Origin of the sequence: Duganella sp. BJB1802 (assembly GCF_013369445.1) — a bacterium.
GTDB classification, from domain to species: Bacteria; Pseudomonadota; Gammaproteobacteria; order Burkholderiales; family Burkholderiaceae_D; genus Rugamonas; species Rugamonas vulcania_A.
Window position 1 is genome coordinate 271,584 of the sequence record NZ_JABWEF010000006.1, and the last position, 21,044, is coordinate 292,627.

Sequence of the window (21,044 nt, forward strand, 5' to 3'; positions counted from 1 at the left end):
CCAGTCTCCGCCGCGGATGACCATGGCGCGCGCCGCCGCCGGGCAGGAAAGCGGAAATGCTCAGCCGGCGCTCAGGCTCAGGCGCGGGTCGGCTGGCGCGGCACGCTGGGCGGCGGTGGCTGCCGCCCTGGCCGTGCGGGGCGTGGCGACGGCATGCGGGGCGGCCGCAGGCGCCGCCTCGTCCACCTGAAACACGCTCACCAGCCCGGCCAAATGGCCGGACAGTCCCTGCAACGCCTCCGCCGCCGAGGCGGCTTGTTCGACCAGCGCGGTGTTTTGCTGCGTCACGCCGTCCATCTCGATGATGGCCTGGTTGATCTGCTCGATGCCGGCTTGCTGCTCGGCGCCCGCGTGCATGATCTGCTGCATGATGTCGCTCACCCGCTTGACGCTGGCGACCATGTCGCTCATCGTCAACCCGGCCTCGTCGACCAGCGTGGCGCCGTTGCCGATGGTCTCGACCGACTTGCCGATCAGCTGCTTGATATCCTGGGCGGCGTTGGCCGAGCGCTGCGCCAGGTTGCGCACCTCGGACGCGACCACCGCGAAGCCGCGCCCCTGCTCGCCGGCGCGGGCCGCCTCCACCGCCGCGTTCAGGGCCAGCAGATTGGTCTGGAAGGCGATGCCGTCGATCACGCCGATGATGTCGACGATCTGCCGCGACGAGGCGGTGATCGATTCCATCGTCGTCACCACCTCGGCCACCACCTCGCCGCCGCGCGCGGCCACGCCGGACGCGGCCGACGCCAGCTGGTTGGCCTGGCGCGCGAACTCGGCGTTCTGCTTGACGGTGGCGGTCAGCTGCTCCATCGACGAGGCGGTCTCCTCCAGCGAGCCGGCCTGCAGCTCGGTGCGGGAGGACAGGTCCATATTGCCGCTGGCGATCTGGCTCGACGCGGTGGCGACCGCGTCGGTGCCGGCGCGCACCTCGCTGACGATGGCCGCCAGCCGCGCGCGCATCGCGGCGATGCTGTACAGCAGGCTGGAGCGGTCGTCCGGCCGCAGCGCGACCTGCACGGTCAGGTCGCCGGCGGCGATGCGGTCGGTGATGCTGGCGGCATAGGCGGGCTCTCCGCCCAGTTGCTTCAGCAGCGAGCGGCTGATCAGCAAGCCCAGCACCAACGCCAGCACGACCGAGGCCGCGCTCAGCGCCACGATCATCCAGGCCGACTGTTCGCCGCGCTGGAGGATGCCGGCGCCGATCTCGTCGATCACCTCGGTCTGGCGCGTGATCAGCAGTTGCAGGCTGGCGAGATAGGTCGCGCTGGCGGGCAGGAATTCCTGGTCGATGAGGCGGCGGACCTGCTCGGGGTCGCCGCCGTGCTTCTCGGCCAGCACGCGCTTGCGCACCGCCAGGTATTGCGTGCGCTTGTCGGCGGCGGCCGCGAACAGCGCCTTGGCCGCCGGGTCCGTCATTAGTTCGGTGATCTGCCGCAGGTCCTCCTGGGCCAGCGCGGAGGTGCGGGCGATGCCGTCCTCGAAGAATTTCTGGACCTCCGGGTCGGTGGACTTGGCCGCCGCCAGCGAGCGTTGCAGATTGGTCTCGACCAGCCCCTTCCAGTGCAGGATCAGGCGCTCCACTTTCAAGCGTCCGGTCAGCAGGTTGTGGGTGTCGGCGGCGCTGCTGCGGATGCTGAGCCAGCTGCTGACGGCGATGATCAGCAACAGCAGCAGCGTAGCGCCGAAACCGATCGTTAGCCGTTTGCTAACCTTTATGTCGGATAAGTTCATGGCCCGTTCCTCGCGAGAAAAAGGACATACTGCTTCTTAAGCAATCCTTGCACTTTGATCGAGGTACAATGCCGTGCCCTTTTCACCCATCCACAGTCTCATTCATGATCAAAACCTGTCTGGCGTTCGTACTGTGCGGCCTGGCCGCCACTGCCCATGCCCAAAACTCCGACGACGACTGGAATAAGCCGGTCGAACCGTTTCAAATTCACGGCAACACCTACTACGTGGGCGTGAGCAGCCTGAGCTCGGTGCTGGTGACGTCGCCGCAAGGCCATATCCTGCTCGACGGCGGCTATCCCGATTCGCCGCAGCGCATCGCCGCCAGCATCCGGAAGCTGGGTTTCCGCGTGCGGGATATCAAGCTGATACTGAGCTCGCACGATCACTTCGACCACGCGGGCGGCATCGCCGAACTGCAGCGCATGACCGGGGCGACGGTGGTGGCCAGTCCGCTGACGGCCGCCGCGCTCAAGCGAGGCCACATGGCGGAGGATGATCCCCAGTTCGTGGGCAATACGCCGTTTGCCAAGGTGGCCAAGGTGCGTACGGTGCGCGATGGAGAAACCGTCAAGGTCGGACCGCTGGCGGTGACCGCCGTCTACACGCCGGGCCATACCGCGGGCGGCACCAGCTGGACGTGGCGCTCCTGCGAGAAGGACCGCTGCGCCAGCGTGGTCTTCGCCGACAGCATCAATCCGATCTCCAGCGACGGCTACAAGTTCAGCGAGCATCCGGAGGTGGTGAAGCAATACGAGCAAAGCTATGCGGCGCTGGAACGCGCCTCGTGCGATGTGATCATCGCCGTGCATCCGGAATTCTCCGGCATGTGGGAGAAGCGCCAAAGCGGCAAGCCAGACGCCTTCCTGGACGGCGGGGAAGGCTGCAAAGCCTATGTCAAGGCGGCGCGCGACAAGCTCAATCTGCGTCTGGCGGCGGAGGCGGGAAAATGATCGTGGATTTCGATGTGGCCTATGAGGGCCATGTGCTGAAGGGCGACCAATACGTCGGCGCCGACAGCAATCGCGTGCTGTACCTGCACGGCGCTGGCGCCAGCACCCGTCGCGGCCACCATCTGCTGCGCGGCGCGCTGCAGCAGCGCGGCGTCGGCAGCACCTGTTTCGACTGCATCGGCCATGGCGACACCGGCGGCGCTCTGGCGCAATCGTCGGTGGCCAGCCGCACGCGCCAGGCGCAGACGGTGGTTGCGGCGCGCGGCGTGCCGGAGCCGTTGGCGATCATCGGCGCCAGCATGGGCGCCTACAACGCCATCCGCATGACGCAGAGCCATCGCGTCGATGCGCTGGTGCTGATCGTGCCTGGCGTGTACACGCCGTCGGCGTATGAAGTGCCGTTCGGTCCCGAATTCTCGGCCGTGATACGGCGCGAGCGCAGCTGGGCCGACAGCGACGCCTGGGAGATCCTGTCGCGCTTCGAAGGCCGGCTGCTGGTGATCGCCGCCGAACACGACGCCACGATCCCGCTGGAGATCCCCGAACGCCTGGTGGCCGCGGCGGCGAACGCGCAATCGAGCCGGCTGCGTATCGTGCAGGGCGCCGAACACAATCGCCTCTGGTCGCTGCTGGAGGAAGACCCGGCCAGCTTCGCCGCCGCCGTCGATATGGTGGCCGACGTGGTGAATGGCGGAAGGCAGTAGGAGTCGAACCTACAGGGGAGCGTCTGACGCCCCCCACCGGGTTTGAAGCCCGGCCCCATCACCGGATGAGTATGCCTTCCGTGGAACTACTCGCCACTGTACGACCACACCGCGTTCGGCCGTATCAAGTGGATGTTGCCTACGCGCCGAGTATAGCCGACGCGATCGAAGAACTCCAATATCTGTATGGCCCGCTTTCGACCCAGCCCGGTCGCGTCGCGGAACGCCGACGCCTGCACTTCGGGCAGCGCCGCCACCAGCGCCGCCAATTCGGCCAGCCGCTTGGGATGGTAGAACAGGTCCGGCACCACCTGGCTGATCTCGCCCGTCTTCGAGAGCTTGAGCAGCAAACGGCGCACCTCCGCCTCCGGCATGCCATGATCGCGCGACAGGTCGCGCACCCATGGCGGATCGAACGCGCCCTCCAGCAACGCGGCCAGCAGCGGCGCGGCCTGCGCCTGTTCCTTCTCGCTTAGTTCGACGCTGTGGCCGGGCAGGTGGAGGCTGCGGCCACGCTGCTTCACCTGCCCGGTGTCGATCAGCGATTCGACCAAGCGGCTCCACAACCGGTCCTCCATCTCCGGCGCGACGATGCGCTTGAGGCGCCACAGTTCAGGGCCCGCATCGTCCGGAGCGCGCGCGTGGAATTCGGCCAGGCCGGCCAGGATGCGCGCCTCCAGCGCCTGCACCTCTCCGGCGGCGAGCAGCAGCGCATCGCCACCTTGCAGCGTCACTTCGATGGTATCCGCCGGTAGCGCGATCCGGTCGGCCGGCAACTGCGACAGCCGCATCAACGCCGACCTGCGCAAGCCGAGGGGGCTGCGCGCCAGCAGCGAGGCGACATCTCCGCTGGCGACGAAATCGGCCAGCGCCCGCAGCCACGCCATGCGGGCAGCACTGCGCCGCTTGCGCGCCGGGCCGAATGGATCGAGCACCATGCCGCCGCCGATGGTGACGGTGGCTTGCGCGTTGCGGATCACGAAGCGGTCGCCCGGCACGGCGTGCACCGGAGCGTCGAGCACCAGTTGCACGCGGCCGGTCTGGCCGGGCGCCAGCAATTCGCCGTCCAACAGCACGACGTTGGCCGTGTGGTGCGCGGCGCCCAGGTGGACGTGCAGCGGCGACCATGACTTGAGTGTCAGGCCGCAATCGTGCATCAATGTCAGTTCGACGTCGATGCGGCTGGAGCATTCGCCGAGCGCCGGAGCGACCACCCAAGTGCCGCGTTCCACTTCCTCCTTCGCCACGCCATGCAGGTTGAGCGCCAGCCGCTGGCCGGCATGGCCGGCGTCCGCGCTGCGGTTCTGTGCGTGGATGCCGCGCACGCGCGCCTGCTGTCCACCCGGGGCCAGTTGCAGCACTTCGCCGACGCGCACGCCGCCCGCCAGCGCGGTACCGGTGACGATGGTGCCCTGGCCGGACAAGGTGAACACGCGGTCCACGCCAAGCCGGAACAGGCGCCGTTCGTCGCTGGCCGGCAGCGATGCCGCCATCCGGGCCAGGTGCCGCAGCAAAGCCTGCACGCCGGCGTCGTCGGCCGCGCTGGCGTTGGTGCGGAAGATTTGCGCCTCGGCGAAATCGGTTGGCGCCAGCAGGGCGTTGATGTCCCGCTCCACCTGCTCCATGCGTGCCGTGTCGACCCGGTCTATCTTGGTCAGCGCCACCGCGCCGCGCCGCACGCCCAGCAGGCGCAGGATGGCCAGGTGCTCCAGCGTCTGCGGCATGATGCCGTCGTCGGCGGCGATCACCAGCAGCGCGGCATCGATGCCGGTCACGCCAGCCGCCATGGTGCGGATGAATTTTTCGTGGCCCGGCACGTCGATCACGCCGAGGATGTCGCCATTGTCCAGCGGCGCATAGGCGTAACCGAGTTCGATCGATATGCCGCGCGCCTTCTCTTCCTTCAGCCGGTCCGTATCGACCCCGGTGAGCGCGCGCGTGAGCGTGGTCTTGCCGTGGTCGATATGACCTGCCGTGCCGACGATCATACGGCCAGCAGCGCCAGTTGGTCGGTGAAGCGCTGGCGCTGGTGGTCGTCCAGGCAGCGCAGGTCCAGCCACAGCGCATCCTGTGCCACGCGGCCGATCACCGGCAACGGCAAGGCGCGCAGGCGCTGCTCCAGCATGCCGAGCGCATTGCTGATACGTCCCGCAGCGGCGGCGCGCACCAACAGGCCATGGCTGGGCAACTGGTCGACGGGCAGGGCGCCGCTGCCGATCTGGCTCATCATCGGTTCTGAGCTGACCTCGTAGCCGGTACCCAGCGCCGCCTGCAACAGTGGCAGCAGCGCCTGCGCCAGTTCGCGCATGTGTGCGGCGGGACGGGTCAGCAGCTTGAGTGTGGTCAGGCGTTCAGGCAGAAGGTCCGGCGCGCGGTACAGCGCGAGCACCGGCTCCAGCGCCGCCAGCGTCAGTTTGCCGACGCGCAGCGCGCGCTTGAGGGGATTCTTCTTGATCTGCGCGATCAGATCGGCGCGGCCGACGATGATGCCGCACTGCGGGCCGCCCAGCAGCTTGTCGCCGCTGAAGGTGACCAGGTCCGCGCCGCCGGCGATGGTTTCGCGCACCGTGGTTTCGTGCGGCAGGCCGTATTGTTCCAGGTCGACCAGCGTGCCGCTGCCCAGGTCCACCGCCAGCGGGATGTTGTGCTTCTTCGACAGCGGCGCCAGCTCCGGCAGCTCGACGCTCTTGGTGAAGCCGGTGATGGCGTAATTGCTGCAATGGACCTTCATCATCAGCGCCGTCTGCGGACCGGCTGCTTCGGCGTAGTCCTTCAGGTGCGTGCGGTTGGTGCTGCCCACTTCGCGCAGTACGGCGCCGGCGCGGGTCATGATGTCCGGGATGCGGAAGGCACCGCCGATTTCCACCAGCTCGCCGCGCGAGACGATGACTTCCTTGCCCTGTGCGAGGGTGTTCAACATCAGCAGCACGGCGGCGGCGTTGTTGTTGACGATGGTGGCCGCTTCGGCGCCGGTCAGTTCCAGCAGCAGGTCCTCGATCAGGTTGTCGCGGTCTCCGCGCTTGCCGGTGTTGATGTCCCATTCAAGGTTCATCGGCCAGCGCAGCGCTTCTGCGACGGCTTGCACGGCGCTGTCGGGCAGCAGGGCGCGGCCAAGGTTGGTGTGCAGGACGGTGCCGGTGAGGTTGAACACGGGCCGCAGCGGCGAGCGGTTGGTGTCGCGCAGCCGGTCGGCGAGCATGGACAGCAGGGCGGGGATGCTGGTGTCGCCGGTGACTGGCATGCCGTCGCGGCGGCCGGCCAGCATCATGCCGCGCAGTTCGGCCAGCAGCATGCGGGCCGCTTCCAGCGTTTGCACACGGCCGTATTCGGCGATCAGCGGTTCGCAGGCGGCGTCCGACAGGATCAGGTGGACAGCGGGCAGGTGGATGATGCCCGCCGCTGCCGGCGCGCCTGCCCCGGTGTGGGCGGGCGATGCGGCGTCCGGCCCCCCGCCGGCGCTAGCCTTGGTGTCCGTCTTGCCGCTCATGCGGCGTTGAACCACAACAGGGGATTGCCGCTGGCGCGGGCGTAGCCTGCCTCGCCGACCAGCAGGTCCAGCGCCAGGCTGGCCAGGTCGTCGGCCAGCGGTTCGACGTTGTAGTCGTGCTCCTGGTTGAAGATCTTGCGGTAGGTGCGGCAGTCGTCGCAGGTCTCGGCGCGTGCCACCTTGCTCGGGTCATTGGCCTTGTTTGCGATTTCAGGCGCGTCGTCGGCCGGCTCGATGCTCTGGTAGGCGATGTGCGCGGTATGCTCGCAGCACGAGCATTTGACCCGCACCATATGCCACTCGCTGGCGCAGCAGCTGCATTGCAGGTAGCGGTAGCCCTGCGATTGTCCGCCGATGCGGATCACGCTGGCCACCGGATGCGCGCCGCACACCGGGCATAGCGTGTTGGTCACCAGCGGCGCCACGCGCTGCGCATCCAGCTGGCCGGCGCGCATGGTCCACATGATCTGCAGCGCGGCGGCCACGAACGGCGCGTGCAGCGGATTGACGCTGTCGGTCAGCTCGGACAGCACGGCGTCGGCGCAGCCTTCCAGTTCCGCGCTATCGAGCGCGCGCAGCTCGGCGAGCACGGAGGCGATCTGCGACTGGCCTTCCGCCAGCGTATCGAGCTGGTCGAGCAGGGCGCTGAACACGGAGCGCCACGACGGCGGCCGCGCACCGCTGACTGGCAGCGGCGGCATATTGTGTTCGAGCGAGACGGTGATGTCGGCGGCGTCGGGCAGGGCGAAGGCGTCCGACGGGAAGGACTGTGCGACGGCGGCTTGCGCGTCGACCAGCGCGGCCATCAGCAGCAGGTAGCCGCGCAGCGTTTCGCCGACGGGGATACCTTTGATTTCATTTTTGGCAAGCTGGCGCAGGCGGGCGGCGCGCGCGATGAACAGGCTGCGCGGATGCGGCAGCAGCAGGCGTGGAATGGCGTTGTGATCGAGCGCTTCGATCTCGCCGGGTTGAAGCAGGCGTTGTACCAAGATGTCTCCCAGAGGGCCGGCGGCGCCGGCGCCGCCGCCGCTATTCTAATCCTAAACTGCCGGGTCAATCACGTGATTTGCGCGCGACCTCCTCAAACCAGCGCGGGTGATGCCTGCGCCCACCCGTAGGTGACAGTGCCGCGCACCATGGCGCCTATCGAACCCTTCACCCACAAAGCCTGCGTAGACGTGTATCACGATGGAGCAGATGATCACGAACGCGCAGAAGGCAGCAAAGCGCGGCGAAGCGTACGAGGTCATTAGGAAGTAGAACGCGAAGTAGGCGCCAGATCACCACGCCTGACAGCAGCAGGCCGCACATGCAGAAGATCAGCACGAAGAATGTAGCACCTTCTGCCCCGCGTTGTAGCGGCTCACCTGGGCACCTTTGTCCTCCCGCTTGTGGATCACGTCGATTTGATCCAACCACTGTTTATCGCCCGGTTTCCGAACTGGTTGTGATGCCAGTGAAGCGCAATCGCCTCAGCAGCGCGAACGACACGAATATCACCAGTCCGATAAACGATGCAGGATGCGCGTCCACTGGCCTCGCCCAGGAACACGCCAGCCACGCGGTCGCCGGATGGAACATGGCCAGTTTCGGACACCGCCAGCAGCACGAAGCAGATGGCGGTGATCCAGGTTGGCTGCGCTCATTCGGCGTATAGCGCTCGATCATGGGGCTGCGATCAGGTGTGCTCATTTTTCGCCTCCCGATACGGTTGGCCATGCAGCGCCTCGGTTTCGCGTCCTTGCTCACCTCATTCCGGCCCGACGCGCGAGTAGTGGAACCAGCCCGCCAGCGCCGTGACGGCGATGCCGGGCCAGCGCCAATGGCTTGGTCAGGCCTCTTCCACAGACCGACCATGGGGCTGATGCTCGATTGGCCTTTCAGGCCATGATAGAGGCCCGGCTGGTCCGCATGGTGCAGCACATACATCACGCGCGTGCCGCCCACGCCGGCTGGATCGTATAAAGCCTCGCGCTGGGCGAGCCGGGCGCGACTTCAGGTCCTCGATGCGCTCCGCGGCGTGGTCCTTCATGTCCTCCTTGGTGCCGAAGACGATGGCGCCGGTGGGGCAGGTCTTGACGCAGGCAGGTTCTCTGGCCCACCGCCACACGCGGTCCGAGCAGAGCGTGCAATTTGTAGGCGCGGGTCGTCCTTCTTGGAGATGCGCGCACGTCGAATCGGACAGCCGCCACTTGCAGCCGCAGCCGTGATGCAGTTCTCCTGATGGAAGTCGACGATGCCAAGTTGGTGTATCAATGATGGCACCCGGCGAGGGCAGCTCAGGCAGCCCGGGTCCTGCAGTGCATGCAGCCGTCTTTTTGCGTATCAGCCATTCAAGGTTGCCGTCGTTGGCTTCGTGTTCCGAGAAGCGCATCACGGTCCACGATTGCGGCGACAGGTCAATCGGATTGTCGTACACGCCGGTGGTCTCGCCGACGTCGTCGCGCAGGTCGTTCCACTCCATGCAGGCGGTCTGGCAGGCCTTGCAGCCTGTTGCACTTCGACACGTCGATCAACTTGGGCACGAAAGCCGGTGACGGGCGTGCGCGCCACCGGTTCCTGCACCGTGGTGGCCATTAGCGCGCTGATATCAAGGGATTGTAGTGCCATGGCTACCTTCTCGGGCCGTCATGCTTTTTCCACTTTCACCAGGAAGGACTTGAATTCCGGTGTCTGCGAATTGCCGTCACCAACCGTCGGCGTGAGGGTGTTGATCAGGTAGCCCGGTTTGGTGACTTCTTGAACCGAAGTGGATCGGCAGTCCGACCTGGTGGGTCTTCTTGCCGTCGATGATGAGCGCCTTGATACGCTTGGTCACCACGGCCTTGGCCACGATGTGCCCGCGCTTGGAGCTGACCTTGACGCGGTCCCCATGCGCCACGCCGATCTCCTTGCCCAGGTCCTCGCCGATTTCCGACGAATTGCTCCTGGCTGGAGAATGGCGTTCAGGCGCGCGTGCTTGATGGTCCAGTAGTGGAAGTGCTCCGTCAGCCGGTAGCTGGTCGCCACGTGTGGAACTCGGCCACCTTTGCCCAGCTTGGGCCCGGTCGCCAGGGAACATGCGGCCGGGACAGATTGCTGGTGGCGCGCGTTCGTCGGGTGCATCGCTGTGGGCCGACCGGCGTTTCGAACGGCTCTCCGTAGTGCTGAAGCGGTCCCCGGCCATCGCATCGCGCGAGAAGAAGCGGGCCACGCCCTCGGCCAGTACGATGATCAGCGCCCGCTGCGTTTTCAGGCGCTCTATCCGCCTTGAAGTCGGGGATGTCGGCCCCGGCCCAGTTGGTGCCGTTCCATCCTGACCAGCTTGCGCGTGGGGTCCACGGCTTGCCCTTGGTGTCGCAGGAGGCGCGGTTGTTGTACAGGATGCGGCGGTTGTCGGCCAGCCCAGGCCCAGTTCAGCGTCTGGCCGATGCCGGTCTGATGGTCGGAGCGGTCGCGCCGTCCCATCTGGTTGCCGGCCGAGGTCCAGCAGCCGGCGGCATCCAGCAGCCGCAGGCCGTGCCTTGCCGGTCGTCGCGCAGCTGGGCGAAGCCGGAGACCTGCTCGTTCTTCTTCAGGATACTTTTCGTCGGGTCCTTGGATCGGTAAGTTTCCTTCAGCGCCTTGCCGTTGTACTCCATCGCCAGTTCCGGCGTTAGCCGAATGGCTTGGCGTAAGGCCAGGTGAGGCTGACGATAGGGTGGGGAATTTGCCGCCGTCGGTCTGGTACATTCTTTTGATGCGCAGGAAGATGCCGGACATGATCTCCAGATCGCTCTTTGGTCTGCCCAGACCGTCGGCCTCTTGCCAGTGCCACTGCAGCATCGGGCGCGAGGAGTCCCTCACGCTAGCGAGCCGCGTTCCTCGGCGAAGCAGGTGGTCGGCAGGCGGAACACCCGGTCTGATCTTGGCCTGGATCGATTCCGGTGGAACTCGCACGAAGGGACGCCAGAATTCCGCCGTCTCCACCGCGTGAGCGGGTCCATCACGACGATGTGAACTCAGCTCGGGAGCGGCTTCCGTGATCTTCTGCTTGTCCGGGCGCCGAGGCCAGGATGTTTGAAGCCCCAAAGGGATGTAGCCGTTCATTTTTCCCCCCTTTGATGCATGCTCGAAGCACCTGCATCATGTCGTACGGCTTGTCCAGCTGTTAAGTGTAGCCTGAAGGCGTAGTTGTTCTCCTCGTGGCGGCGTCGCCTCACCAGCACTCTGCATAAGCCGATCGTGAAACTTCTGGCGTTGCTGTAGTAGCTGAGCTGACTGGACGCAAAGGTTCTCCTCTCTCAGCGCGCGCTTGGCGGCGTAGGCCTTCGAAGTCCTGCTCCGCCTCGGGCCGGGCAGCGTCAGGTAGCCGGGCAGCATATTGGTCAGCAGCCCCTGCGTCCGTCAGGCCCTGGATGTTGAGTACGCGCAGCGCGTTCATGCGCTGCCGCCGGCGATCAGATGTTCCCAGCAGGAGCGGTACCAGCAGTGGCGCCGGTGCGCAGCGTTTCCGCGCCGGTGGAGTGCTGCGTCCAAAGCTCCAGCGCATACAGGATGGTACGGCGCGGCCCGGAACGGCGGTCGACGCCAGCATCTCGGCGACCTTGCAAACCTCCGGGCGGTACGCCGCAAGCCTTCCACCACCTGGCGTGTAGCGCGCGTAGTGCTTCTTCATCAGCTGATACACGCAGCGCGGGTGTTCGGAGCGTGGCATCGATCTTGGCAAAGCCGTCGTCGCCTGTCCGTAGTTCCAGCTGCTCTTGTCCGTGTACTTGCCCGCCTTGTCGTCCCAACCCGAATACAGGCCGTCGTTGAAGGCGGAAGTCCTCGCGGACGATGAAGGGCATGTCCGTGTAGCTGCGGACGTACTCGTGCTGGATCTTGTCGTTCGTGAGCAGGTAGCGTTGATGATCCCGCCCAGGAATACGGATGTCCGCGCCGGTGGGTAGGGACGTAGTAGTCCGCCACCGAAGCGGTAATACGGGTAAAGCGTGGGTCGACCACGATCAGCTTCGCGCCGCGATGCGCCTCGCTTCCGTGACCCATTTGAATCCGCAAGGGTAAAAGCCTGCTGCGTTACCGCCTATGACCAGGATGACATCAGCGTTCTTGATGTCTACCCAGGATTCGTCATCGCACCACGTCCAAATGTCGAGGCAAGACTCCGCCACCGTCGGACCGTGTGTCATACACGCGCTTACTGTCGAATGCCAGCATGCCCAGACTGCGCATGGTTTTATGGGTTAAGTAACCTTACTCCGTTGGTCCCCGCCGACGCGCACAGCATGCCGGTGGTGGTCCAGCGGTTGACGGTTTTGCCGTCCGCCGTCTTGTCGATTTAGAAAATTGGCGTCGCGATCGGCCTTCATCAACTTCGCTGATGTGTCAGCGCGTCGTCCCAGGAGATTGCCTTCACTCGGTCGCGCCGGGTGCGCGGTACCGGGCACCAGCAGGCGGTTTTCTGAGTGATGAAAACGACCAGGCTCGCGCTCAAAAAAGCGTGCCGCGCGGTTGACCGGGCGGTCGGCGTCGCCCCCGATGGATGATGCTGGCCTTGGCGTTCTTGGCGCCGTCGCCCGCCGTACATAAGGATCCCGCAGCCTACGGAGCAGTAGGGTAAGGTGTTGCGGGTTTCGGTGCTGCGCGCCAGCTTGTACTGCCGGATCTCCCGGCCAATGATGCCGGCGCAAAGCCGAGAAGGCGATGCTCGAACCCAGCGATGGTCGCGCCAGTCACCCGAAGGAACTGACGCCTGGTCATCTGGTCTGGCGGGGTAAGCCTCTCATGATATGAAAAGACCTACCAAGCCTATCACTATAAAAACGGAAGTCCCGTAACGAATTGAATCAGATGTTGTGTTTTCGGCAGTGGTGCGGCAGTACCGCTTCGCCGCATCCCGTGCACGGTCCGGCGCACCGGCTCGACCGGCGAGGCGCCGGCGTCTTATCGTGACTTTTTTACTCACATTGGAGACTATATGCACAAACTGCCGTCCTTTGTTTTTGCCCTCATTTATTGTGCTACCCGGCGCGCCGCGCCCGCGCGCGCGCGCGGCCGACGCTGCATTACGCAGACGTCGTCGATGTCGCCGCCATTCGCCAAGTCGTCCAGCAGTTCCATCCGCCATCATCGCCCACGACGGGAAACCCTGGGAGGCCTGTTCCTGCCGGACCACGACAGCTGGCTATCGGTACTGACACCCCAACCTGGAAATCGATCAAGGCGAACAACCCGGCGGCGCCCAAGGTGGTTCGCCTGCTGGAAAAAGTTCGCGGACTACATCCAGACTTCCACCGCCGGTCGAAGAGCGCTTCTACGACGTTCGCATTGAAACGAATGGCGCGGTGGCCTCGGTCTACTCAACTTTGATTTCTCGGTAAACGGAAAAGTCACTCAACCGTGGGAGCGAAAGCTGGCAGATGGTGCAGACCGGGGATGGCTGGAAGATTAGCTCGATGCTTTACTCGATAGGGCGACTGACGCGCTAGAATCGCTGCTTTCCTCTCCCGGATACCCAGCGTGAAAGAAACTCCGCACCCAAGACTCGTCGCCGTCCTGCTGCCCTGCCGGTTGCCGCCCCATGGCGATCTCGGCTGCCGGAGCTAGCATGCCATGCCTGCTGCTTTCCGGGGGGGGGCTGTACTTCGTCGCTCTGCATGGTGTGGATCGTGCCATTGGCCTGGCTGCAGCGCCAGTTGTGGCGCCGTGAGAGCGCGTTGCTGGCCACAGTGGTGATCTTGCTGGCGGCAAGCTACGCGATGTCGGTGGCGAATGCGCTGGCGGGCATCTGCGATCGCGCTCGGGCTGGCGACTGGCTACCGCTGGTCCCACCTGGTACAGGGACTGACGGCTGCTGGCTGGCGCTCATCGCGTTCTGCGCCGTGCGCATGCGGTCGCGTCTACTACCTGTCGCTGCAGCGTACCCGGTTGCGCCTCGCGCAGGCTCCTCGCGCACGCGCGACGCGGAGCCAGCGCCCGCGCCTGCAGGTGAATCCGCACTTCTTTGTATCACCCTGAATGCTATGATCGGCGCTCGTCGCCGCTGGCGATAATCGCGAGGCCACCGTATTGACGCCGCGTGGCGGATTTTTTGCGCGCCACCTCGTGCATGATGGCCGCCATGAACACGCGCTGGCCGAGGAACTTCGGCGATTGATCGAGGCCTACCTCGGCATCGAGCAGGCAAGGCTCGGCGAGCGTCTGCGGGTGACGATGACGTGGCGGTCCTGTACTGCCGCTTTGCCGCTGGTCGAGAATGCGATCTCGTCACGGCATCGCCCCCGCTGGCGACGGCGGGCCGGCTCGACATCCGGGCGTCGAGCGTGCTGGCGCCAGCCTGGCGGTCGAACTGCTCAATGATGGACATCGGCCCGCGTCGGCTGCGACCACCGGCGCCGGCATCGGCCTGCTAATGTGGCCGAGCGCCGGGTTGCGCCACCTGTAATGGCGGGGAGCACCGGTCGCTGACTGGCGCGGTGAGCGCAGCTTCCACGTGCGTCTGACGCTGCCGCTGCGGGCCGATGGCGGCATGATGCCGGTCCCGATCAGCGTCGCGATCGTCGACGACGAGCCGCTGGCGCGGCTCGCGCTCAAGGCACGGCTGGAAGCACAGCCCGGTTTCGAGCTGGTGGCGGAGTATGGAGACGGCGATACACCGCGGTTCAGGGGTTGGCCGCGTTGCGTCCTGACCTCGTCTTCATGGATGCCGAAACGCCAGGCCGAAGCGGGCTTAGCTGCGCGCGCTGCTCTGCGGACGGCCGGCCCATGGTGATCCTGGTGACGGCGTATGACAGCTTCGCCTTGCAGGCATTCGACCTGGCGGCGTTGGACTGCTTGCTCTGCCGGTCGATGACGACCGTTTCGACGAGGCCTTGACCGCGCAAGAAGGGCCTTCTGGCGCAGGAAGAACGAAGTCCGTTTGCCGGCGCCTGTACCTGGACACACACGTTCACGATACGAACGGACGCGCACGGTACTGTGCGGGCTATCGATGTCATGAACCGAGGCGGACGGTGATTATGCGACGCTGCACGCGGGCGGCAAGACGCATCTGGTGCGGGAACCCCTGCATCTGCTGGCCATGCAGCTCGATCCGCTGCGGTTCCAACGCGTGCACCGTTCGGCTATAGTTCGCATCGACACATCCAGAACCGCGAGCTGACCAATCGCGACGCCTTGCTGCGCCTGCGTGACGGCAGCCTGCCGCGCGCGAGCCGCACCTACATGCCGGCGCTGCTGAGGCAATTGATCGCCACAAAGCCAGGACGTGAGCCAGGCCCGCTGATGCGGTTGATTCCGCGTTAATTCGAAGGTAGCAGGCGCGCAAGCGGGCGTAGTCGTAAAAATGGCTGACCGGGGTTAGCTTGGCCTGGTCGCGCTTGAAGTCCGCTTCCTTCTCTGTTGTACAGCATGCGGACCAGCGCGGCCTCTCGTCGTTAGACATCCCACTGATGCTGGTGCAGCCACCGGCGCGACCGCTTCGCCGCGCCAGTTGCTGTTGTCGTAGTTGCAGGTCGCCGCGCGCGGCAGCGGCTCGGACATGCCGGGCAGGCCGAGGATGGCCGCCATCGGGATCATCGATTTCGCGTGGCTGAAACGCAGCTTACGGTGGCGTGCGACAGGCTGCCTCTGGCGATTGCGTCCACTTCTGAAGAAATCGTCGAGCAGCGTTTGCGCCATGCGGCAATTGACGCCAGCCGTTTTCGCTGATGCCGGGGCCCTCCTTGGTGTAGAAGGCGATGGCGTTCCTCGGTGGTTGCGAACACTGCCGCCTGTGCCGCCGGCAGGTAGCGGTGGTCGGTTTTCAGTTCGGCCTCATGTCGGCCGCCGCCAGGCGTCATAACGCCTGCGCCGCGTCAATGCGGACTTGATCTCGGTGTCGCCGTCGCCGGTCAGCTTGTTGGTGAACTGCTTGTCGGCGCTGGTGTAGCTGTAGGTGCCAGTGTTGGCGGCGCTGTAGCGGCCCTGATCCAGTCCGGTGATGAAGGCCGGCGTGAACAGGCGCTCCAGCCCGCCCCCTGGCAGCCGCCGCGACCTGCGGCTGCGCTAGGCGGCAGCTGGCGCGCACGCAGCTCGTCGCCCGGATCCAAGCCTGGTATTCTGGCTGGTCTGCCACAGGTACGGCGTACAGCGGATCGTCTGTCGGCCACCGCATCCTGCTTGGCGCTGAGTTTGTGGAAGTAGAGCAGGAAGCGGTCGGTGACTGCAGGCGGCTGTCGTGGATTCGTTTCCGCGCGCGGCGATCGCGATGGCGGACGCACGGATCAGCGCTTGCAGCTTGGGTTGCTGCGCCACCAGCGAACCGGCGAATACTGCCGCTGTCGACCGCGCGGTCCTGCCGGAGGTGACGAGCAGGATGCGGCGTTGCGCGGCCACTTGCTGCCAGCGAACAGCTGCGGCAAGCGGCGGACCATGTGCCTGGCCAGCTGCTTGTGCCCGTCACGCCTTGCATGGTCTCAAGCTGCCGTAGCCAGGCTTGGTGATGCCGGCCACTACGCCGTAGCCCAACAGCGCATTGGCTTTCATCATTTGTAGAAGATCGCGTCGCCCAATCTCGGCGCCGGCCCAGCGGCGTCAGCGCCTTCTCCTTCCGCCAGCTGCCAAAGCTATGCAGTCTTCATGCTGCCTGGGGCTGCGCGACCTGCGCCGCGCCACAGCTGGGTGTAGACCGCGCGCAGGTAGCCTTGCGGCGTTTCGTAGTTGAAGGCTGCGCGTTGATACGGCGGCTCCGGTCTGGTAATACAGCTTCGCCGGACGCATTCAACAAGCTAAACAGGACAGGCGATGGCCGCGAGGCGTGTGGTTTCATGGCTTAGAAGTTCACGCGAACATTCACGCTGATGGCGCGCGATCCCATCGTTCAGGTAGTTCTCCTGGTAGTAGGTCCAGTATTTGCGGCTGGCGATGTTGAGATGTTGGCGCACGCTGACCATCTTGCCAGCGCAGCGGTGACGCAGAAGTTGAAGCCCGCGTCGAACAGCCGTAGGCCGGCGCGTGTTGGACGCTGGCTTAACCATCGGCAGCTCGCCCAGGTATTGCGTGCCGGCGTGCAGCGCCAGGCCAGGCAATACGTCGCGCCAGGTCGCCTGCACCGACACCTGGCGGCGGGGCGCGCCGACCGCGCGCTTGCCGCTGAAGCCGGGAGCGGCGTTTTCCAGCATCGCGTCGAGCAGCATCAGGCCACCCTCGATCGACAGGTTCTTGGTTGCCTGCACCACGGTGTTGAATTCCACGCCCTGGTACTTGGTTTCGCCGTCTTCCACGAAGACGTTGGCGCCGTTGGTGTACTGCGCGCCACGCTTGATGTGGAACAGCGCCGCGCTGGCGTTCCAGAAGCTGCGCTCCGTCTTGATGCCGACTTCGGCCTGCTTGCTCTTGAGCGGAGCGAAGGTCTGGTTGGCGTTGACGGTGGACGTCGGCGCGCTGGAAGCCTGCTCCATCGCCTCGACGTAGCTGCCGTAGACGGTGGTGTCGGCGGCCGGCTTGTACATCAGGGCCACGGTGGGCGTGGTGCGCTGTGCGGGGTAGTTGGCGATGACCGCGCCCTTGGTGGAGTAGGCGTTGTCGTTGTAGCGCGTGTAGCGGGCGCCGGCCAGCACCGACCAGTTGTCGGTCAGCTTGACGGTATCGCTGGCGAAGGCCGCCTCCTGGCGGGTGGCTTCGTCGCGGTAGGTGCCGCCGCTCCAGTTGATGCCGTCGACGTTGATGATGTTGGGTGCATACAGGTTGCCGGTGCCCAGATAGGTCTTGGGCGTGACCGCCGAGGAGGTCGAGGACAGGTTTTGCGAGCTCACGCCGGCGACGATTTCGTGCGCCAGGCCGAAGGCGTTGATCCTGCCTTCGAAGCTGGCCTGCGCCTGGTCGAAGTGATAGCCGTGCAGTTCGGAGGTGACGCGGTCCTTGTAGTCGGCCTTGTTGCTGGTGATGTAGTACTGGTCCTTCTTGTAGACGCGCGTCGAACTCGAGGTGCGGTACGACAGGTTCGCCACCCATTCTGGGCTCATGCGGTATTCCATGCCGACGGTGGACAGCGAGTATTCGACATCGCTGCCAGCGCCGATGCTATTAAGTTTGGTGTCTCCGGCGACCGGCTTGGGCACCACGTATAGCGGCGAGATCACCACGTCGGTGCCGCCCACGCTTTTGCGCCGCTGGTAGATCGCGTCGTAGGTCAGCGCCACGTCGTTGGAGACGCGCCATTCCAGGTTCAGGCCCGCCGCGTTGCGCTTGATCGAGCCGCTTTCCTCCTGCACGCCGCCGTCTTCGTGCAGCAGGTTCAGACGGTAGCCGAAACCGCCTTCGTCGCCCAGGCGTCCGCCGGTGTCGATATGTTCCTTGATCGCGCCGCCTTCCTGGTAGCCCATGGCCGCGCTGAAGCTCTTGTCGGTGGTGGGGCGCTTGCTGACGTAGTTGACGATGCCGCCCGGCGAACCGAAGCCGTACATAAAGCCGGTCAGGCCCTTGAGTACTTCCACGCTCTCGAACATCTCCAGCGGCATTTCGGTGCCGCGGTTGATGTTGGCCAGGCCGTTGATCTTGTAGCCGTTCAGGTCATCGAGGCGCAGGCCGCGCATCTGGATGGTGGCAGGGTGGGTGCTGATCGGCGGGCTGATGGCGGTGACCGAGGCGTCGTACTTCAGCACTTCGGAGATGCTGGTGGCCAGGCGGTCTTCGATCTCGTCGCTGCTGACAGCCTTGGTGGAGAAGGGCGTATCCAGTTCCGACTTGCGCCCCAGGGCGCCGCCGCTGACGCTGTCGCCGAGCTTTTTCTTTTCCACCGTCGCCTTGATGACGACCTTGGACAGCGCGCCTTCGCCGCCGTCTTCAGTGGCGAAGGCCGCGCCGTGCAAGGCGCACAGGCCGGCGGCCGCGAGGGCCAGGTGCAAACGGGATTTAACGAAGGGAGTAGTCGGGCGCATAAGGACCTAAAGAAGAGGGGCAATATAAAGCCCGCTATCTTATCGATCGTGTATGACGCCCGTATGACGGCGCAGCCGTTTTTTACGTGAGCAGCGCCTCGATCTGCGCCAGCGATGGCGGCGATGCGCCCGGCGCCAGGCAAGCGGCGGCGCCTGCGGCCACGGCGAAGCCCAGATGCTGCAACGGCTGCTGCTGCGGGCGATGCATCATGCTCCACGCCAGCGCGGCGATGCTGGCGTCGCCGGCGCCGACGGTGTCGACCACGGTGATCGGCGGCGCGGGCATGTGCCACGCCTCGTCGCCGATGTGCAGCGACGCGCCGGCCGAGCCCTTGGTGTACAGGTAGGTGGCGGCGGGGTTCCAGCTTCGCAGCGTGGCGAAGGCGCCGTCGATATCGGTGGTGCGGAACAGGCCTTCCAGGTCCTCCTCCGACACTTTGATCACGTCCGCCAGTTGCGTCATGCGGCGCAGCGTGGCGTCGTAGCGTTGGTCCATCAGCAGCCGGTAGTTGGGGTCGTAGCTGATGCGTACGCCGTCCTGCTTGAGCTGTTCGGCCAGCGCCACCAGCTTGTCCGCCAGCGGCCTGCGCGCCAGGCAGATGCCGCCGAAGTGCACCCACTTGCAGTGCGCGCGCCAGTCCTGCGGCAGCGCCGCCGCGTCGAACTGCAGGTCGGCGCTGTCGTCGCCGACGAAGAAATAGGCCGGTGGGTCGGTGCGGTGCACGATGGCCAGCAGCGGCGACTTGTCGTAGCGCTGGATGAAGCGCAGGTCCAGCCGGGCGGCCTCGCTGGCCTGCCACAGCGCGTCGCCGAAGACGTCGCGGCTGATGGCGCCGGCGAAGGCGGTTGGTACATCCAAGCGGGCCATGGTGCGCGCCACGTTCCAGGTCGAGCCGCCCACCTGGCTAAGCCAGTGCTGCTGCGCCGGGTCCTGCACGATCATGTCGGTCAGCGCTTCGCCCGCCGCCACGAATAATGGAAAGGCCGCCATCTCAATCCTTCAAAACGTTGAGCACTTCATAGCAGGCGCCCATGGTGTGATAGTCCACTTTGCCGGCCGGGCTTTTCTCGTCGGTCAGCTTGCTGTTGTCGGCGCCCAGGATGCGGTACCACGCGCCATGACGGTGATCGACGAAATGCTCCCAGCTGTAGGCCCAGATCTTGTCGTACCAGGTCCAGTAGCGCGACTCGCCGGTGCGCGCGGCCAGCAGCGCGGCGGTGGCCAGGCTCTCGGCTTGGACCCAGAAGTATTTGAGATCGTCGCAGATGCTGCCGTCCGGCGCGAAGCCGTAGTAGATGCCGCCGTGCTCGTGGTCCCAGGCCTTGGCCAGCGCAGCGTCGAACAGTTCGACGGCGCGCGGCAGCAGCCAGTGGCTTCCGCCCTCCAGCTGTTCGCCGTGGCGCTCCAGCAGCAGCAGCAGCTTGGCCCATTCGGTCAGGTGGCCCGGCTGATAGCCCCACGGACGGAAGATGTTGCTCTTGTCATGGCGGTTGTATTCGGTGTCGACCGACCAGTCGGCGTGGTAGTGCTCCCAAATCAGATTGTCGGCCAGCGCGGCCTGGCGTTGCGTGATGTTGCGCGCCAGTGTTTCGGCGCGCAGCAGGTAGGCGCGATCGCCGGTCGCTTCGAAGGCGGCGATCAGCGCTTCGCAGGCGTGCATGTTGGCGTTCTGGCCGCGATAGGGATCGAGGTAGCTCCAGTCGGAGCTGGCTTCGTCGGCATACAGGCCGTACGCGGATTGCCAGAAGCGGCGCTCCATCAGCGCGAAGGTCTCGGCGATCCAATCGCGGGCCTGGGTCTCGCCGGCCATCAGCGCGTGGCTGTAGGCCAGCAGCACGAAGGCCAGGCCGTAGCAATGGTTGGTGCCGTCGGTGACCGTACCCGCGCCGTTGTTCCAATCCAGCTGCCATGCGTAGCCGCCGGTTTCGGCGTTGCGGTGCGCCTTGCGCAGGAAGTCCAGGCCGTGGCGCAGGCGCTGCTGGTCCGCCGCCTCGCCGAACTGGCGCCAGGCCATCGCGTAGGTGAACACGAAGCGCGTGCTGCTGACCAGGTGGCGGGTGCGGGCGTCGTAGACCGTGCCGTCGTCCTTGTAGAAGTGATAGAAGCCGCCGCTGGCATCCACGCAACGGTCATCGTAGAAGTGCTTGGTGTGGCGTATGTGGTTCAGCAGCGTCGAGCGGGATTGAAAATCTGGCGCCATCGTCAGGTCCGTGTTTGGGTTGGTAATCAGGCTGCCTCGCATAAGGCAGTCCCTGTGTGTTTTTCAGGCGCGCAGCAGTCCCCTCGTTG

At 65.5% G+C, this 21,044-nt stretch carries 16 protein-coding genes, 1 tRNA gene and 2 pseudogenes; 5 read left to right on the plus strand and 14 right to left on the minus strand.

Going from position 1 to position 21,044, the window contains the following annotated elements:
* Positions 1-60 precede the first annotated feature (60 nt).
* Positions 61-1,731, minus strand: a complete 1,671-nt coding sequence (locus HUX88_RS32975) for a methyl-accepting chemotaxis protein (protein ID WP_217916307.1) — start codon at positions 1,729-1,731, stop codon at positions 61-63.
* A 104-nt stretch (positions 1,732-1,835) separates the two neighbouring features.
* On the opposite strand from HUX88_RS32975, the gene bla reads away from it, so the two are divergent.
* Positions 1,836-2,684, plus strand: coding sequence for a subclass B3 metallo-beta-lactamase (gene bla, locus HUX88_RS12445; protein ID WP_176361970.1), 849 nt, complete (start codon positions 1,836-1,838; stop codon positions 2,682-2,684).
* Entirely contained in the window at positions 2,681-3,388 is a 708-nt protein-coding gene (locus HUX88_RS12450; protein WP_176361971.1) for an alpha/beta fold hydrolase, read from the plus strand. The genes bla and HUX88_RS12450 overlap by 4 nt, the downstream gene beginning before the upstream one ends.
* Here the strand turns inward: HUX88_RS12450 and HUX88_RS12455 are convergent.
* From HUX88_RS12455 to HUX88_RS32265, 9 genes and pseudogenes are all read right to left on the minus strand, one after another.
* A tRNA-Sec gene (locus HUX88_RS12455) sits at positions 3,373-3,468 on the minus strand. The genes HUX88_RS12450 and HUX88_RS12455 overlap by 16 nt on opposite strands.
* Before the next feature lie 6 nt (positions 3,469-3,474).
* Positions 3,475-5,376, minus strand: coding sequence for a selenocysteine-specific translation elongation factor (selB, locus tag HUX88_RS12460; protein WP_176361972.1), 1,902 nt, complete (start codon positions 5,374-5,376; stop codon positions 3,475-3,477).
* Positions 5,373-6,875, minus strand: a complete 1,503-nt coding sequence (gene selA, locus HUX88_RS12465; RefSeq protein WP_229219307.1) for an L-seryl-tRNA(Sec) selenium transferase — start codon at positions 6,873-6,875, stop codon at positions 5,373-5,375. The genes selB and selA overlap by 4 nt, the downstream gene beginning before the upstream one ends.
* Positions 6,872-7,864, minus strand: a complete 993-nt coding sequence (gene fdhE, locus HUX88_RS12470; RefSeq protein ID WP_176361973.1) for a formate dehydrogenase accessory protein FdhE — start codon at positions 7,862-7,864, stop codon at positions 6,872-6,874. The genes selA and fdhE overlap by 4 nt, the downstream gene beginning before the upstream one ends.
* A gap of 64 nt (positions 7,865-7,928) precedes the next feature.
* Positions 7,929-8,567 (minus strand): annotated as a pseudogene (locus HUX88_RS31835) (formate dehydrogenase subunit gamma).
* A 64-nt stretch (positions 8,568-8,631) separates the two neighbouring features.
* Positions 8,632-9,485: pseudogene (locus HUX88_RS12475) on the minus strand (formate dehydrogenase N subunit beta transmembrane domain-containing protein); the annotation flags it as partial.
* Positions 9,486-9,561: 76 nt separating this feature from the next.
* The gene (locus HUX88_RS32255) at positions 9,562-10,068 is read right to left on the minus strand and encodes a molybdopterin dinucleotide binding domain-containing protein (protein WP_373886783.1); all 507 of its coding nucleotides are present in this window, start codon (positions 10,066-10,068) and stop codon (positions 9,562-9,564) included.
* A 47-nt stretch (positions 10,069-10,115) separates the two neighbouring features.
* Positions 10,116-10,943, minus strand: coding sequence for a hypothetical protein (locus HUX88_RS32260; protein WP_229219308.1), 828 nt, complete (start codon positions 10,941-10,943; stop codon positions 10,116-10,118).
* A gap of 350 nt (positions 10,944-11,293) precedes the next feature.
* The gene (locus HUX88_RS32265; RefSeq protein ID WP_229219309.1) at positions 11,294-11,683 is read right to left on the minus strand and encodes a hypothetical protein; all 390 of its coding nucleotides are present in this window, start codon (positions 11,681-11,683) and stop codon (positions 11,294-11,296) included.
* A 2,408-nt stretch (positions 11,684-14,091) separates the two neighbouring features.
* On the opposite strand from HUX88_RS32265, the gene HUX88_RS12485 reads away from it, so the two are divergent.
* From HUX88_RS12485 to HUX88_RS32275, 3 genes are all read left to right on the plus strand, one after another.
* The gene (locus HUX88_RS12485) at positions 14,092-14,280 is read left to right on the plus strand and encodes a hypothetical protein (RefSeq protein WP_176361974.1); all 189 of its coding nucleotides are present in this window, start codon (positions 14,092-14,094) and stop codon (positions 14,278-14,280) included.
* A gap of 48 nt (positions 14,281-14,328) precedes the next feature.
* On the plus strand, positions 14,329-14,607 hold the full coding sequence (locus HUX88_RS32270) for a hypothetical protein (RefSeq protein WP_229219310.1): 279 nt from the start codon (positions 14,329-14,331) through the stop codon (positions 14,605-14,607).
* Positions 14,608-14,889: 282 nt separating this feature from the next.
* The gene (locus HUX88_RS32275; RefSeq protein WP_373886784.1) at positions 14,890-14,997 is read left to right on the plus strand and encodes a hypothetical protein; all 108 of its coding nucleotides are present in this window, start codon (positions 14,890-14,892) and stop codon (positions 14,995-14,997) included.
* A 197-nt stretch (positions 14,998-15,194) separates the two neighbouring features.
* On the opposite strand, the gene HUX88_RS31840 is transcribed toward HUX88_RS32275, so the two are convergent.
* From HUX88_RS31840 to HUX88_RS12505, 4 genes are all read right to left on the minus strand, one after another.
* Entirely contained in the window at positions 15,195-15,515 is a 321-nt protein-coding gene (locus HUX88_RS31840) for a hypothetical protein (protein WP_217916308.1), read from the minus strand.
* A 1,088-nt stretch (positions 15,516-16,603) separates the two neighbouring features.
* Positions 16,604-18,754, minus strand: a complete 2,151-nt coding sequence (locus HUX88_RS12495) for a TonB-dependent siderophore receptor (RefSeq protein ID WP_229219311.1) — start codon at positions 18,752-18,754, stop codon at positions 16,604-16,606.
* A gap of 82 nt (positions 18,755-18,836) precedes the next feature.
* Positions 18,837-19,745: a carbohydrate kinase gene (locus HUX88_RS12500; RefSeq protein ID WP_176361975.1), complete on the minus strand. Its 909-nt coding sequence runs from the start codon at positions 19,743-19,745 to the stop codon at positions 18,837-18,839.
* A 1-nt stretch (position 19,746) separates the two neighbouring features.
* Positions 19,747-20,955 (minus strand): AGE family epimerase/isomerase, encoded by a 1,209-nt coding sequence (locus tag HUX88_RS12505; RefSeq protein WP_176361976.1) that lies wholly within the window; start codon positions 20,953-20,955, stop codon positions 19,747-19,749.
* Positions 20,956-21,044: the final 89 nt, after the last annotated feature.